Source organism: Pseudonocardia sp. P-1, from assembly GCF_058111925.1.
Genome location: NZ_CM176614.1, coordinates 4,057,938 through 4,073,222, shown reverse-complemented (window position 1 = coordinate 4,073,222; position 15,285 = coordinate 4,057,938). Strand labels below are relative to the sequence as shown.

Genomic DNA, 15,285 nt, shown 5'->3' with positions numbered 1-15,285 from the left:
GACGGTAACCGCTGGACAACGGTTTCGGCAGAACTCGAAACACGGCCGTGACGCGGAATCGTCGAGCGGTTGACGGACGGTACCGTCCGCACACCCGGACGATCTTGTACCCGGGAGGTGACAGCAGTCTCGGAGGAGGATCGATGGATCGCGCGGAACGTACGGTGCAGGCCCCACCGGAGCGGGTGTGGGAGCTGGTCTCGGACATCACCCGGGCCGGTGAGTGGAGCCCGGAGGCCACCGGGGGACGGTGGCGCGGCGACGCGACGGGGCCCGCCGTGGGCGCCAGGTTCACCGGCGGGAACCGGCGCGGCCGGATCCGCTGGTCGACCCACTGCCGGGTCACCGAGTGCGAGCCGGCCCGCCGGTTCACCTTCGTGGTCGGCGAGTCGAAGACGGCCTGGGGCTGGGTCCTGGAGCCGGCCGGGGACGGGGCGACGACCGTCGTCGCCTGGCGGGAGAAGACCGGCGAGGCGGCGCTGCCGGTACGGCTGCTGCAGCGCAGCGGGATCCTGGGCCGGGACCGCGAGGCCCTGATGCGCGACGGGCTGGAGCGCAGCCTGGACCGGGTCAAGGAGATCGTCGAGCGCTGACCGTGCCGCGGGGCGCGGTCCGTGGTGCCGGGCCCGCAGCGGGCGGCCCGTTCCGCCGGGCCGTGGGTCATGCTGCAACGGTGACGACCCCCGCCGGCCCGGGTTCCCCGCGCCGACCCGCCGCCCGGCTGCTCGTTCCCGTCGTCGTGGCGCTCGCGCTGGCCGGGGCGGCGGGCACCGCACCGGTCGCCTCCGCCGCTCCGGTCGCGGTCACCGCGGGGTGCCCGGGGCAGGAGGTCCCGCCCGGCCCGCCCGCGCGGGAGGAGACGGTGCCCGTCCCCCGCTGCCGGTGCCGTCGCCACCGGTCGGCCGGCTCGGCGGCTGCGGTGACACCCACGCCGGGCCGGTGCCGCCCCCGCCGGTCGGGGTCGCGTCGTACGTCGTCGCCGACCTCGACTCGGGTGCGGTGCTCGCCGCCCGGGCCCCGCACGCGCGGCAGCGTCCGGCGTCGACGATCAAGCTGTTGCTCGCGCTGGTCGTCGACGAGCGGCTGCCGATGGACCGGGTGGTCGTGGGCACCGCCGATGACGCGAACGTTGACGGCAGCCGGGCCGGGATCGGCCCCGGCGGGCGCTACACGGTCGACCAGCTGCTGCACGGGCTGCTGCTGTCCTCGGGCAACGACGCCGCGAACGCCCTGGCCCGCGAACTCGGCGGGGTCCCCGCGACGCTGGCCGCCATGCGCGACGAGGCCCGCCGCCTCGGTGCCCTGGACACCCGTCCCGCGACGCCCGCCGGCCTCGACGGCCCGGGGATGTCCGCCTCGGCCTACGACCTGGGCCTGTTGCTGCGCGCCGTACTGGAGCGCCCGCGGATCGCGGCCGCGCTGACCACCCGGAGCATCCCGTTCCCCGGGTTCGCCGACAAGCCCGGCTTCCTGCTCGGCAACGACGACCGGCTCCTCGGTGCCCCCGGCTTCCTCGGCGGCAAGAACGGGTTCACCGACGCCGCCCGGCACACCTTCGTCGGGGCGATGGAGCGCGACGGGCGACGGCTGGTCGTGGCCCTCGTGCGCGGCGAGCCCCGGCCGGTGCTGATGGTCGACCAGGCCCGCGCCCTGCTGGACTGGGGCTTCGGCGCCCCGGCCACCGGGATCGGGACGCTGGTCGAGCCGGGCACCACGGGCTCCGCCGACGGCTCGGGCACGCCCCGGGGCGCCGCGGCCCCGCGGGCGGGGCAGACGGCGCGGACGGCGCGACGGGCTCCGGGGGCGCGGACGGGGCGACGAGGAGCGCCGACGGGGCGACGTCGACCGACGCCCCGGATCCCGCGGGTGCTGCGCCGATCCCCGCCGCGGTGCTGGTCGGCGGGGTCGCCGCGCTCGCCGGCGTCGGGGCGCTGGTGGCCGCGCGGCTGCGCCGGCGCCGTTGACCTGCGGCAGACGCCCGGGAAACCCGACCGGGTCGGCGTCGGCTCGCCCGGTGCCCGAGGGCAGGGGTGCACCCTTCTGGGAATCCGCTTACCGGGTAAGCGGATTCGTCGGACGACGTCCCCGGATCTCGGGTCCGCGGGACCGTTCACGGGGCGAAGGAGTTCGTCGGGGCCTGTACCGGGAGAACCGGCCGAGACGGCACAGGCTCACCCCTGCGCCCGAGGGCCGGGCCACACCCTCCTGCGAACTCGCTTACCGGGTAAGCGAATTCGTCGGGATCACGTCCTTCGAGATCGGGGCGGGACGGCGATCCGGGTCAGCGCCGCCGGCGCCCCAGGGCCCGCAGGCCGAGTGCCCCGCCGATCAGACCCGCGGTGACCAGGCCCGCCGACGCGAGCGCGCCCGGGCCGTCCCGGACGACGTACTGCGGCCGGATGATCGCCGGGGCGGGCAGGTCGCGGTAGCCCAGGTCGTTCTCCTCGGCGCTGGCGGCCCAGGCCGTCACGAACAGCAGGAACCGCGAGGTGAAGAAGATGAAGACCAGCAGACCGAGGATCGATCCGAAAGCCGCACCGGCCGCGGAGTTCGTGACCGAGCCGAGGTAGATCACCATCACCCGCTGCAGGATCGCGAACCCGATCGCGCCGATCAGCGCGGCCCTGGCCGCGCTGCGCAGGGACACGGGCTCGCGCGGCAGCCGGGCGATCACCCAGAGGAACACCAGCCAGTTCCCGGCGAGCACGAGCAGGAACGAGGCGATGCTCAGCAGCACGCGTGCCCACGTCGCCTCGCCGAGGCCGACCAGGTCGAGCAGGAACCTCCCCGCCGCGCCACCGATCGAGGAGATCGCGAACGACAGCACCAGGGCCAGCCCGAGCCCGACCAGGGCGAGCAGGTCGAACGCCAGCCGCTTGATCATCGGCGGGGCATCGTCCCGCTGGCCCCACTGCTCGGTCAGCGCCTCGCGCAGGTTGCTCATCCAGCCGATGCCCGAGTACAGCGCGCCGACCAGACCGATCAGTCCGATCGCCCCGGCCCGGTCGATCGCGGTCTGCACGATCCCGCCGAGCAGTTCGCCGATCTGGCCCGGCGCGGCCGACTGGATCGCCTGGCGCAGGGAGTCGAGGAGCTCAGGGTTCCCGCGCAGCACGAACCCGGCCGCCGCGAACCCGACCATCAGCAGCGGTACCAGTGCCAGGATGGAGAAGTAGGTGATCGCCGCGGCGTAGTGGTCGCCGTGGTTCTCGGTGTAGCGCTCCCCCGCCCGGACCAGGTGGTCGAGCCACGGATGCTTCTCCCGCTGGCGGTCGAGGAAGGTCTCGGTCTCCTCCTCGTCGGTCTCCAGCCGGTGCGCGATCGTGGCAGCGCGGTTCTCGGCCATCATTCCCCCGGTTCGGTGGTTCTCCCCGCCCCGGGAGCGTCGCTCAGGCGGGCGGGAGGAACCCGATCCTCTCGTGAACCGCGGCCAGTGTCGCGCCGGAGACCTCACGCGCACGGGTGGCACCGCGCGCGAGCACCCGGTCGAGCTCGGCCGGATCGGCCAGGTAGCCGTTCACCTTCTCCGCGAACGGCTCCGCGAACGCGGCGACGATCTCGCCCAGGTCCTTCTTCAGGTCGCCGTAGCCGCGGCCGACGTACTCGGCCTCGACCTCGGCGACCTTCCGGTCGGTCATCGCCGCGTTGATGGTGAGCAGGTTCGCGATGCCCGGCTTGTTCTCCGGGTCGAAGCGGATCTCGCGCTCGTTGTCGGTCACCGCGGAGCGGATCTTCTTGGCCGAGGTCCGCGGCGGGTCGAGGAGCTCCACGATGCCGCTGGGCGACGACGCCGACTTGCTCATCTTCGCCGTCGGGTCCTGCAGGTCGTAGATCTTCGCCGTGGCCTGCGGGATGTGCGGCTCGGGCACCCGGAACGTCTCGCCGAAGCGGTGGTTGAACCGCTGCGCGAGATTGCGGGTCAGCTCCAGGTGCTGGCGCTGGTCCTCGCCGACCGGGACGCGGTCGGCCTGGTAGAGCAGGATGTCCGCGGCCTGCAGGATCGGGTACGTGAACAGCCCGACCGTCGCCCGGTCGGTGCCCTGCTTGGCGGACTTGTCCTTGAACTGGGTCATCCGGCCGGCTTCGCCGAAGCCGGTGATGCACTCCAGGATCCAGGACAACCGCGCGTGCTCCGGGACGTGCGACTGCACGAACAGCGTGCAGCGGTCCGGGTCGAGCCCCAGCCCGAGCAGCTGCGCGGCCGCGACCCGGGTACGCCGGGCCAGCTCGGCCGGGTCGTGCTCCACCGTGATCGCGTGCAGGTCCACGACGCAGTAGAACGCCTCGTGGTCGTCCTGCAGGGCCACCCACTGCCGCAGCGCACCCAGGTAGTTGCCGAGGTGGAACGAGTCGGCCGTGGGCTGGATCCCGGACAGCACGCGGGGACGGTGGGCGTCGTTCATGCCCGCCATCGTTCCCTACCGTCCGTCATCTCGGGCGCACCGGGGACACCGAGTCCCGGGCGAACGCCCGCCCGCACTGCTCGCAGTCCAGCCGCACGCAGAGCGGCTGCCCGCAGGCCCGGTGGCGGATCGTGAGGTCGATCGGGGCGCCGTCCCCGCCGCACCAGCGGTGCGACCACTCGACCAGGCAGGCGTGGATCGGGAAGCTGGCCCGGCCCTTGTCGGTGAGGCGGTACTCGCCGTCGCCGCTGCGGCTGAGCACCCCGAGCGCGACGAAGCGGCGCAGCCGGTCCGACAGCACCTCCGGGGAGATCGCCAGCTCGTGGGCGAAGCAGTTGAACGCCCGGATCCCGGTGAGCGCGGCGCCGAGGACGGCGGCACCCCACCGGTCGCCGATGATCTCCATCGCACCGGGCAGGAACGAGAGCGGGTCGACGGGCAGCGTGCCGCGGGTGCGCCGCGGGTGTCTGCGGGCCAGCAGGTCCAGCCCCGGCGCCCACGGCTCGCGCTCGACCTCGGTGTCCCGCGGCCCGACCGCGCCGCCGCAGGCCGCGCAGCACACCCGCACCCGGGTGGGGCGGCCGCAGTCGCGGTGCACGATCTCGGGGAGCGGGACCTCCCGCGGGACCCAGGTCTTCTCCCAGTCCCAGGTGCAGATCAGCAGCTTCCAGATGTCGCCGCCGCGCTCGGTGAGGGCGTAGCCGCGGCGCTCGCGGCCACCGTCTGCGTAGCTGCGGGGCTCGAGCAGACCCGCGTCGACGAGACCACGCAGCCGCGCCGACAGCGTCGCGTCGGAGATGTTGAGGGTCTCCCGCCACCCCGCGTACCGGCTGACGCCGAGGAACGCGCGCTGCAGGATCAACAGCGTCCAGGTGTCGGCGAGCAGGCCGAGACCGCGCCCCACGGCGCCCAGCTCCTGCGGCCGCACCCGCTCGCCTCCCTTGACCCCGGACTGCTCAAGATCGTACCGTTGGCCTCACTCTGCCGATCGAAGCCGCGCCTCCGGGCACGGCCGGCGGCGGGGTGGGCCGGATCGGGGGGTCGGTCCACCGGCCGGGGCGGACGTCCTGCGACAGCGCGGTGAGGGGGCTGCGGCAGCCGCGGGGCGTCGTCCCGGTCAGCACGTCATCCGTTCTCCCGGCCCTTCCCCTGCTCGGGGTCCTCGGGCCGCGGGGCCGGCTCGACCGTCACCACGCCCTTGTCGAGGTCGATCGGGCCCAGCCGCCACTGCTGTCCGCCCTGCGCGGCGTCCGAGTCCTCGTGCATCCGCTTCCGCGGGAACATCTCTCCGAGTACACCCATACCGCCACCGTAGGCCGATCGGCGGCCGAGCCGGTCCCGCGCGGCCCGGGGGCGACGCGGGACCGGCCGGGATCAGGCCGGGGTCAGCGGCAGCATCCGCGGCCCGGTACCCGACGCCGGGGTGAGCACGCGGGGCGCGCCGCGGTAGGTCGTCGTCCGCTGCCGGACCGGGCGACCGGCGGCCGCCGCGATCGCGGTGAGCTCGGCGACGGAGCGCTCGGAGCCGTTCTCCGAGCCGGCCATCCGGGAGATCGTCTCCTCCATCAGGGTGCCGCCCATGTCGTCGGCACCCCCGGCCAGGATGTCCGCGGCGAGGTCGTCGCCGAGCTTCACCCAGGAGCACTGGACGTGGTCGATCCGCCCGTGCAGCGCGAGCCGGGCGAACGCGTGCACCGCCCGGTTGTCGCGCTCCGTCGGCCCCGGCCGGGCGATCCCGGCCAGGTAGATCGGCGCGTTGTGGTGCACGAACGGCAGCGGCACGAACTCGGTGAACCCCCCGGTCCGGTCCTGGATCGAGGCCAGGGTGCGCAGGTGCCCGAGCCAGTGCCGGGGCTCGTCGACGTGGCCGTACATCATCGTCGAGCTGCTGGGGATCCCCAGCTCGTGCGCGGTCGAGACGACCTCGATCCACTGGGACGCCGGCAGCTTGCCCTTGGTGAGCACCCAGCGGACCTCGTCGTCGAGGATCTCGGCGGCGGTGCCCGGGATCGAGCCGAGCCCGGCGGCCTTCAGCTCGGTCAGCCACTCCCGGATCGACACCCCGGCCTTGGCCGCCGCGGAGACGATCTCCATCGGGGAGAACGCGTGCACGTGCATCCCCGGCACGGCCGCGGTGACCGCGCGGACCAGGTCGGCGTAGAACGACACCGGCAGCTGCGGGTCGATGCCGCCCTGCACACAGACCTCGGTGGCACCGTCGCGGGCGGCCTCCGCGGCGCGCTGGGCGACCTCGTCGAGCGAGAGCCGGAAGGCGTCGGCGTCGCGCTCGCGCTGGGCGAAGGCGCAGAACCGGCAGCCGACGTAGCAGACGTTCGAGAAGTTGATGTTCCGGTTGACCACGTAGGTGACGTCGTCCCCGGTAACCTGCCTCCGCACGTCGTCGGCGAGGTCGAGCAGCGTGCGCAGCGCGGGCCCGTCGGCGGTCAGCACGGCCATCGCGGCGTCGGCGTGCGCCGGGTCGAGCAGCGCCGCCGGGTCGGACGCGGCCAGGTCCAGCCCGGCCCGGACGTCGGAGTCGAGCCGCTCGGGGGCCGCCCCGTGCCCGGCGCGCTGGTGCTCCAGCTCGGCGGCCACCTCGTCCCAGTCGCCGTAGACGTCGCCGAAGTCGCTGCGCCGGTCCTCGGTGCGCCCGGTCGTGTCGATCGTCGCGTTCAGGTCGGTGCGCCCGGTCGAGGCGAACCCGCCGTCGGGCTCCTGCCACGCCCGCCCCTCCACGACGGCGTCGGGCCGGGCGAGCCCGTCCGGCCCGGACAGCGCGGCGACGTGGCCGTGCAGCCGCGCGTCGATCCACGGCGACCCGGCCCGCACGTACTTCGGGTAGGCGGTGAGCCGCTCCTGCAACGTGAAGCCCTCGGCCTCGGTGATCGCGGCCAGCTCGTCGACGGCGGGCCACGGCATCTCCGGGGACACGTGGTCCACCGTCACCGGGGAGACACCACCCCAGTCGTCGATGCCGGCACGCAGCATCAGCGCCTGCTCGTCGCCGACGAGGTTCGGCGGCGCCTGCAGCCGGACCTTCGGGCCCAGCACCAGCCGGGCGACCGCGATGGTGGCGGCCAGGTCCTCCAGGTCGGCGTCCGGGTCGTTCGCCATCGCGGTGTCCGGCTTGGCGCGGAAGTTCTGGACGATCACCTCCTGCACGTGCCCGTGCGCGCGGGCGGCGGAGCGGATCGCGAACAGCGACTCGGCCCGCTCGGTGCGGTTCTCGCCGATGCCGATCAGGATGCCGGTGGTGAACGGGACGCCGACGCGGCCGGCGTCGGTGAGGGCGCGCAGCCGGACCGCGGGCTCCTTGTCGGGGCTGCCGAAGTGCGGGCCGCCCTTCTCGAACAGCCGCTGCGACGTCGTCTCCAGCATCATCCCCATGCTGGCCGCGACCGGCTTGAGCCGGGTCAGCTCCTCCCAGCTCATGACGCCCGGGTTGAGGTGCGGCAGCAGCCCGGTCTCCTCCAGCACGGCGATCGCGCAGGCCCGGACGTAGTCGAGGGTGGAGTCGTAGCCGCGCGCCTCGAGCCACTCGCGGGCCTGCGGCCAGCGATCCTCGGGGCGGTCGCCGAGGGTGAACAGGGCCTCCTTGCAGCCCTGCGCGGCGCCCTGGCGGGCGATCTCGACGACCTCGTCGCGCTCCAGGAACATGTCGTCGAGCCTGTGCGGGACGGTCGCGAACGTGCAGTAGTGGCAGCGGTCGCGGCAGAGCCGGGTCAGCGGGATGAAGACGTTGCGGGAGTAGGTGACCACGCCCGGGCGGCCCTCCTCGACGAGTCCGGCGTCGCGGACCCGGCCGGCGTGGCCGAGCAGCTCGTCGAGGTGCTCGCCGCGGGCGGCGAGCAGGACGGCGGCCTCGGTGACGTCGAGGGTGGACCCGTCCCGGACCCGGCGCAGGGCCCGGCGGAACGCCGAGTCCGAGGGCACCGGTTCGGCGGGTGCGGGGGTCGGGAGTCCGACCGGCGGTTCGGCCTCGGCCGGGACGGGTGCGGCGGGAGTATCGGCCATGCCACCCACACTAGGTTTCGCGGATCATCGCAGCGACCGTCCGTTTCCCGGCGATGGATCACGGCCGGTGCGGGAATACGGCTCAGGCGACCTCGGCGGGCGTCCCGCCGGTGACCGCGACGAGCTCGTCGAAGGTCGTCGGGAACACCGAGCGGGCCACCCCGCCGGCCGCCCAGACCCGGTCGAAGTCCCGCAGCGCGACGTCGACCAGGGTGCGGACCGGCGCCGGGTGCCCGACGGGTGCGACCCCGCCGATGACCTGCCCGGTGGTCTCGCGCACGAACTCCTTCGACGCCCGTCCGACCCGCGCCGCGCCGACCAGCGCGGCGACCCTGTCGGTGTCGACCCGGTGCGCCCCGGAGGTGAGCACGAGCAGCGGGGCGCCGTCGGCGTCGAAGACCAGTGAGTTCGCGATCTGGCCGACCTCCACCTCCAGCGCGGCGGCCGCCGCGGCCGCGGTGGTCACCGCGTCGGGCAGCAGCACCAGGCCCGCGATCGACGCGGGGTCGGCACCGGCGCGGCGCAGCGCCTCCTTCACGGCGGCGACGCGGGGGTGGTCGGCGGGGTGTTCGACGCTCCGGCTCACCCGGCCCATCCTGCCCCCCGCCGCGTCGCGGGCGCCGCCGGGTTTCCGCCCCCGGGTGTGCTCAGAGGACGGCGAGGACGAGCAGCACGACGACGACCACGGCCAGCACCCCGGCCACGCCCAGCAGGATCCAGCGGTTGCGGCCGAGGTCCCCGCCCGGGGACCGGGGTCGGGCGCCGCGTTCGAACAGCTCGGCGGCCCGGTCGTGGGTCGGGCGCTCGGCCGGGTCGTCGGCGGTGAGGCCGTCCAGGACCGTCGCGAGCGCGCTGCCCGCCGACGGGCGCGGGCCCGCCGCCTCGCGCAGGACGGCGCCCAGGCACCACAGGTCCGCGGCCGGGGTGTCGGCGCCCTCGGGGCGGCGGGCGCACCGTTCCCGCCGGGGCGCGGACCGACCGCGCGGGCGAGGCCGACGTCGGTGAGCAGGGCGCGGCCCTCGGCGGTGACGAGCACCGCGTCGGCGTCGAGGCCGCCGTGGGTGCCGCCGTCGGCGTGCACCGCACGCAGGGCGGCCAGCACGTCCCGGCCCACGAGCGCGACCTGCCGGGGAGAGGGCGGCGCCGTCTCGACGACCGCACCCAGCGGTCGCGCCTCCGGGTGCTCGGTGACCAGGTACTCGCGCATGTCCCCGGCCGGGGACCGGTCGGTGACCAGGTCCAGCACCCCGACGACCGACGGGTGGCGCAGCCGTCCGGCGGCCCGCACCTCGGTCAGCAGGCGCTCCCGCACCCCGGCCACCGCGGGCAGCGCGATCTCGGTGACGGCGACGGTGCGGCCGGTGATGCGGTCCTCGGCACGGTGGGTGGGCCCGAAACCGCGCCGGCCCAGCTCGTCGAGCAGCAGGTAGCGGCCGCCGACCATCCGGCCGGCGATCACACGGCCCCCAGCCGGACGACGACGGGGGCGTGGTCGGAGAAGCGCCGGTCGTGCGCGGGCGCCCGGTCCACGACGGCCTCGTGCGCGGCGTCCGCGAGCCCGGGGGTGGTGAGCAGGTGGTCGATCCGCCACCCGGTGTCGTTGTCGAAGGCCCGCCCGCGGTAGCTCCACCACGAGTACGGCCCGTCGACGCCCGGGTGCCGCTCGCGGACCACGTCGCGCCAGCCGTGTTCGAGCAGCTTCGCGAACCACTCCCGCTCGTGCGGCAGGAACCCGGAGTTGCGCCGGTTCCCGCGCCAGTTGCGCAGGTCCAGCTCGGTGGGGGCGATGTTCCAGTCCCCGCCGACGACCATCTGCCGCCCGGTGGCGGCGCACCGGTCGAACGCGGTGCGCAGGTGGTCACCGAAGGCCGCGCAGAACGCGTCCTTGTGGTCCTGCCGCTCGGTGCCCGCCATGCCCTTGGGCAGGTACAACGAGGCCACGGTGAGCCCGCCGGGCAGGTCCACCTCCACGTAGCGGCCGTCCAGGTCGGTGGTGGGGTCGGTGCCGTTGCTCGCTCCGCGGGCTCCGCTCGGGAAGCCGATCCGTACCGCCTCGGGCTCGTCCCGGCTCAGCACCGCGACGCCGTTGCGGCCCTTCGCCGTCAGCGACGGGGCCAGGCGCAGGTGCCAGCCGCCCTCGTCGAGCGCGGCCAGGAAGGCGGCCGGCAGCTCGTCGGGCCGTGCCCGGACCTCCTGCAGGCAGACCGCCCGCGCGTCGGTCCCGGCCAGCCACTCCAGCAGCCCCTTGGTGGCGGCGGCACGGACCCCGTTGACGTTGACCGTGGCGAGCGCGTTCACACCGTCTACTGTGCCGCACCCCTGATCACGCTGCGCGACGGGTTCAGCACCGGCTGCCCGAGGTCGCGGCGACGGAGTCCACCGGGACCCACTGGTTCTGCTCGGTGAGCTTGCGGAAGCCGCCGTCGACGATCGTCTCCGCCGCGACCTCGGTCCCGACCGGGAGCGTGCGGACCGGCGCCGCCGAGTTGCCGGGCGCCGCGCGCACCGTCACCTGCTCGCCCTGCACGACGACACGGCACCCGGTGGTCTCCAGGTTCCCGGTGACACCGCCGTAGGCGAGTGCGACGACCGTGAGGCCGACTCCGATGAGCCCGACCAGCGGCCAGCCCCTCAGGAGCGACTTCCGGGTGAGCCCGAAGACCTTCGCCACCGTGGTTCCCCTCCCGCCGAGCGCTGCCGCGACCACGGTAGCCGGTCCGCGGCCGTGGGCTCGACCATCACGGGGGTGTCGGGCCGGTTACTCCTGCGGGCGTGCGGGACCGGTGAACAGATAGCGTGTGGCCCAGTCAGCGGGTCGCCGCGCCGGGGACCCGCCCGGTCGTCCCGGGCCCGTCCGCCGGCGCCGTCGCGGCCCGCTCGCTGGACACGGCAGCACACACGACGAGCCGAGGCAGGCCTGAGGACGCGATGAAGCTCATCTACACGTACACCGACGAGGCGCCGGCACTGGCGACCCACTCCTTCCTGCCGGTCATCGAGGCCTTCGCCGGCCAGGCCGGGGTCGACGTGGAGACCCGCGACATCTCCCTGGCCGCCCGCATCCTGGCGAAGTTCCCGGACCGGCTCACCGACGCCCAGCGCGTCCCGGACTCGCTGTCCGAGCTGGGCGAGCTGGCGAAGACGCCGGACGCCAACATCATCAAGCTGCCGAACATCTCGGCGTCGATCCCGCAGCTCAAGGCGGCGATCACCGAGCTCCAGGGCGCCGGTTACGACGTACCGGACTACCCGGACAACCCGCAGACCGAGCAGGAGAAGGCCGCCCGCGCCGCCTACGACTCGGTCAAGGGCTCCGCGGTCAACCCGGTGCTGCGCGAGGGCAACTCCGACCGCCGCGCCCCGCTGTCGGTGAAGAACTTCGCCCGCAAGCACCCGCACTCGATGGGCGCCTGGAGCTCCGACTCCGCCAGCCACGTCGCCACCATGGACGACGGCGACTTCCGCCACTCCGAGACCTCGTTCACCACCGCCGGTGACGGCGCGGTCCGCATCGAGCACGTCGCCGCCGACGGCACCGTCACGGTGCTGAAGGAGAAGGTCGCGCTGCTGGACGGCGAGGTGTTCGACGGCGCCGTCATGCGTCGCGAGCCGCTGCAGGCCTTCCTCGCCGAGCAGGTCGCCGACGCCAAGGCCAAGGGCGTGCTGTTCTCGGTGCACCTCAAGGCCACGATGATGAAGGTCTCCGACCCGATCATCTTCGGCCACGCCGTCCGCGCCTACTTCGCCGACGTGTTCGCCTCCTTCGCCGACGACCTCGCCTCCGTGGGCGCCGACCCCGACGACGGTCTCGCCTCGATCCTGACCGCGCTGGAGAAGCTGCCCGCCGACAAGCGCGACGCCGTCGAGAAGGCCATCACCGCCGCCTACGAGACCGGCCCGGCGCTGGCCCAGGTCGACTCCGCGCGCGGGATCACCAACCTGCACGTCCCGAGCGACGTCATCATCGACGCCTCGATGCCGGCCGCGATCCGCACCTCCGGCCGGATGTGGAACGCCGACGACGCGCTGCAGGACACCAAGTTCGTCATCCCGGACTCGTCCTACGCCCCGCTCTACGACGAGACCGTCAAGCACTGCCAGGCCAACGGCGCCTTCGACCCGACGACGATGGGCACCGTCCCGAACGTCGGGCTGATGGCGCAGAAGGCCGAGGAGTACGGCAGCCACGACAAGACCTTCGAGATCGCCTCCGCGGGCACCGTGCGCGTCGTCGACGCGGCGTCGGGCGAGGAGAAGCTCTCGCACGAGGTCGGCGAGGGCGACATCTGGCGCGGCTGCCAGACCAAGGACGCCCCGATCCGCAACTGGGTCGGTCTGGCCGTCGAGCGGGCCCGGGCCACCGGCTCCCCCGCCGTCTTCTGGCTGGACTCGGCGCGCGCCCACGACGCGCAGCTGATCGCGAAGGTCGAGACGTACCTGGGCGAGCACGACACCGACGGACTGACCATCGAGATCCTCCCGGTCGCCGAGGCCACCCGCTACACCCTGGAGCGGGCCCGCAAGGGCGAGGACACCATCTCGGTGACCGGCAACGTGCTGCGCGACTACCTCACCGACCTGTTCCCGATCATGGAGCTGGGCACGTCGGCGAAGATGCTGTCGATCGTCCCGCTGATGAACGGCGGCGGCCTGTTCGAGACCGGCGCCGGCGGGTCCGCGCCGAAGCACGTGCAGCAGCTGCAGAAGGAGAACCACCTGCGGTGGGACTCCCTCGGCGAGTTCCTCGCGCTGGCCGTCTCGCTGGAGATGCTGGCGTCGAAGACCGAGGAGCCGCTGCGGGCCAAGCTGCTCGGCCAGACCCTCGACGAGGCCACCGGCACGCTGCTGGAGAACGGGAAGTCGCCGTCGCGCAAGGTCGGGGAGCTCGACAACCGCGGCAGCCACTTCTACATCGCGCTGTACTGGGCGCAGGCCCTCGCCGCGCAGACCGAGGACACCGAGCTGGCCGCGATCTTCGCCCCGCTCGCCGAGAAGCTCGCCGCCGCCGAGGACACGGTCGTCGGTGAGCTGAACGCGGTCCAGGGCGACCCGGTCGACCTGGGCGGCTACTACTACGTCGACCGCGCGAAGACCGACGCGGTCATGCGGCCGAGCGCCACGTTCAACGCGGCGATCGACGCCTTCGCCGGCAAGTAGCCCCACCGCGACGGCCCGTCCCCCCGCTGCCGGGAGGGCGGGCCGTCGGCGTGTCAGGCCGAGCTGACGCCGGGGATGCGCCCGGAGCGGAACGCCTCCACGAACAGCGCGTGGTCGGCGCGCACGGTCCGGGCGTAGTCGTGGGCGAACTCCACGACCCACTCCACGAACGCGTCCTCCGCACCGGCGGTGCGCGCCGCGACCGCCTCCTCGACCCGGAAGTCGACGAGCGCGTGGTCGGCGTCGGCGTCGGCCACGCAGTGGATCTTCGCGGTGGCCCGGCCCAGGTCCGCGACGACCGGCGCGATCTCATCGGGCTCGGTGAGCTCCGACCAGTCCAGGTCCGCCTCGTAGGGCGAGACCTCGGCGACGACGAACCCGACGCCGTCGAGCTCGGTCCAGCCCAGCATCGGGTCGGCGTGCGCCTGCAGCGCGCGCTGCGAGACCGCCGTCCGGTGCCCGTGGTGGCGGAACGCCGACGCCACCCGCTCGTCGGTGACCACCCGCGAGGGCGCGGCCACGTTGCCCTGCTTCATCGACACGACGATGTCGTTGTCCAGCGCCTGGTTCAGCCCCTCGACCAGCACCGTGTAGGTCGGCAGCCCGGCGCTGCCGATGCCCACGCCGGAGCGCCCGGCGACGTCCTTGACGGTGTAGGCGACGCCGCGGTGGCGCCGGGACTCCGGGATCGTGGCCACGTACGCCTCGAACGCCGCGGTGACCGCGGCCTTCTCGTCGTCGTCGAGGGTGCGGACGCCGGGGCCGGCGCGCAGGATCCGGTCGAAGCCCTCGGTCTCGGTGACCGCGTCGAGCAGTCCGACCCGGGTCCGGGTGCGCGCGGTCTGCAGGACCTGGTGCACCGGTCCCTCGGTGGTGTCCAGGCGCAGCGAGAACGCGTCGTCGTCGCGGTCGGCGAAGTGCCGCACCTGGGCCAGATAGCTGCGGCAGTAGCGCTCGACGAGCTCGGACAGCGACCGGTCCGACAGCGCCTTGCGCCAGCCGAGCAGGCACAGGCTGGCCGCGAACCGGGTGACGTCCCAGGTCCAGTGGCCGAGGTAGGCCTCGTCGAAGTCGTTGACGTCGAAGACGAGCACGCCGTCGCCGTCCATGTAGGTGCCGAAGTTCTCCGCGTGCAGGTCGCCCTGGATCCAGACCCGGGCGGTCCGCTCGTCGACCCAGGGGTCCTCGCGGCGGGCGACGTCGTCGTAGAACAGGCAGGCGCTGCCCCGGTAGAACGCGAACGGGTCGGCGGCCATCTTCCGGAACTTGGTCCGGAACGCCGCGGGGTCGGCGGCCATCAGGTCGTCGAAGGCGGTCACGAGCGTGTCGACGATGTGGCCGCTGCGGTCGGTCATGGCGCGATCATGCTCGCGGACGGTGGCAGGGACCACCTCCGTCCGTGGGGTCCCGCCGGACCGAGCGCCGCCGACCGGGTGGCGGATGGATCTTCGTTGCGATCAACGGGTGATCAGCGGGCCACCGTGGGCGACGTCACGCAACCCGTCCGGAGCAACCCCCGTCCCGGAGCGGGTGTACCCACCGGTAGAATCTCGTTAGCGATGATCATTATCAGGCCGTCCCGCAGCGCACCGACCGGGGATCTCCCCGCCCGGCCGGGCCGGGTCGTGCGCGCGACCAGCACCGGCCCCGGGCGTCCCGGGAGCAAGCGTCCCGCGGGCCCCCGCAGACCCCCGACCCGGCGCCCGGCGGG

The 15,285-nt window shown here is 74.0% G+C and carries 12 protein-coding genes and 1 pseudogene; 3 read left to right on the top strand and 10 right to left on the bottom strand.

What is annotated here, in order from left to right:
* Nucleotides 1-143: 143 nt before the first annotated feature.
* Nucleotides 144-593, top strand: coding sequence for an SRPBCC family protein (locus AC0GKK_RS20065; protein ID WP_062397671.1), 450 nt, complete (start codon nucleotides 144-146; stop codon nucleotides 591-593).
* 289 nt (nucleotides 594-882) lie between these two features.
* Nucleotides 883-2,343: a D-alanyl-D-alanine carboxypeptidase family protein gene (locus tag AC0GKK_RS20060; protein WP_489882289.1), complete on the top strand. Its 1,461-nt coding sequence runs from the start codon at nucleotides 883-885 to the stop codon at nucleotides 2,341-2,343.
* Here the strand turns inward: AC0GKK_RS20060 and yhjD are convergent.
* The 9 genes and pseudogenes from yhjD to AC0GKK_RS20015 form a co-directional block, all read right to left on the bottom strand.
* Entirely contained in the window at nucleotides 2,282-3,346 is a 1,065-nt protein-coding gene (yhjD, locus tag AC0GKK_RS20055) for an inner membrane protein YhjD (protein WP_251784343.1), read from the bottom strand. The two genes, AC0GKK_RS20060 and yhjD, sit on opposite strands and share 62 nt — an antisense overlap.
* Before the next feature lie 43 nt (nucleotides 3,347-3,389).
* Nucleotides 3,390-4,403: a tryptophan--tRNA ligase gene (gene trpS / locus AC0GKK_RS20050; RefSeq protein ID WP_062397676.1), complete on the bottom strand. Its 1,014-nt coding sequence runs from the start codon at nucleotides 4,401-4,403 to the stop codon at nucleotides 3,390-3,392.
* Nucleotides 4,404-4,428: 25 nt separating this feature from the next.
* Entirely contained in the window at nucleotides 4,429-5,331 is a 903-nt protein-coding gene (locus AC0GKK_RS20045; RefSeq protein ID WP_178376025.1) for a winged helix-turn-helix transcriptional regulator, read from the bottom strand.
* Between the two features lie 197 nt (nucleotides 5,332-5,528).
* Entirely contained in the window at nucleotides 5,529-5,705 is a 177-nt protein-coding gene (locus AC0GKK_RS20040; RefSeq protein ID WP_157818337.1) for a hypothetical protein, read from the bottom strand.
* Nucleotides 5,706-5,777: 72 nt separating this feature from the next.
* Nucleotides 5,778-8,417 carry a bifunctional FO biosynthesis protein CofGH gene (locus AC0GKK_RS20035; RefSeq protein ID WP_489882288.1) on the bottom strand — a complete coding sequence of 880 codons (2,640 nt, stop codon included), beginning with the start codon at nucleotides 8,415-8,417 and terminating at the stop codon, nucleotides 5,778-5,780.
* Nucleotides 8,418-8,499: 82 nt separating this feature from the next.
* Nucleotides 8,500-9,012: a YbaK/EbsC family protein gene (locus tag AC0GKK_RS20030; RefSeq protein WP_253067918.1), complete on the bottom strand. Its 513-nt coding sequence runs from the start codon at nucleotides 9,010-9,012 to the stop codon at nucleotides 8,500-8,502.
* A 438-nt stretch (nucleotides 9,013-9,450) separates the two neighbouring features.
* Nucleotides 9,451-9,861 (bottom strand): annotated as a pseudogene (locus tag AC0GKK_RS20025) (protein kinase family protein); the annotation flags it as partial.
* Between the two features lie 11 nt (nucleotides 9,862-9,872).
* The gene (locus tag AC0GKK_RS20020) at nucleotides 9,873-10,715 is read right to left on the bottom strand and encodes an exodeoxyribonuclease III (protein WP_161152601.1); all 843 of its coding nucleotides are present in this window, start codon (nucleotides 10,713-10,715) and stop codon (nucleotides 9,873-9,875) included.
* Between the two features lie 43 nt (nucleotides 10,716-10,758).
* On the bottom strand, nucleotides 10,759-11,088 hold the full coding sequence (locus AC0GKK_RS20015; protein ID WP_161152602.1) for a hypothetical protein: 330 nt from the start codon (nucleotides 11,086-11,088) through the stop codon (nucleotides 10,759-10,761).
* A gap of 257 nt (nucleotides 11,089-11,345) precedes the next feature.
* Between AC0GKK_RS20015 and AC0GKK_RS20010 the strand changes: the two genes are divergently transcribed.
* The gene (locus tag AC0GKK_RS20010; RefSeq protein WP_489882287.1) at nucleotides 11,346-13,574 is read left to right on the top strand and encodes an NADP-dependent isocitrate dehydrogenase; all 2,229 of its coding nucleotides are present in this window, start codon (nucleotides 11,346-11,348) and stop codon (nucleotides 13,572-13,574) included.
* A gap of 53 nt (nucleotides 13,575-13,627) precedes the next feature.
* Here the strand turns inward: AC0GKK_RS20010 and AC0GKK_RS20005 are convergent, their stop codons facing one another.
* Complete coding sequence (locus tag AC0GKK_RS20005; protein WP_073576409.1) at nucleotides 13,628-14,929, bottom strand: DUF2252 domain-containing protein; 1,302 nt, start codon at nucleotides 14,927-14,929, stop codon at nucleotides 13,628-13,630.
* Between the last annotated feature and the right edge of the window lie 356 nt (nucleotides 14,930-15,285).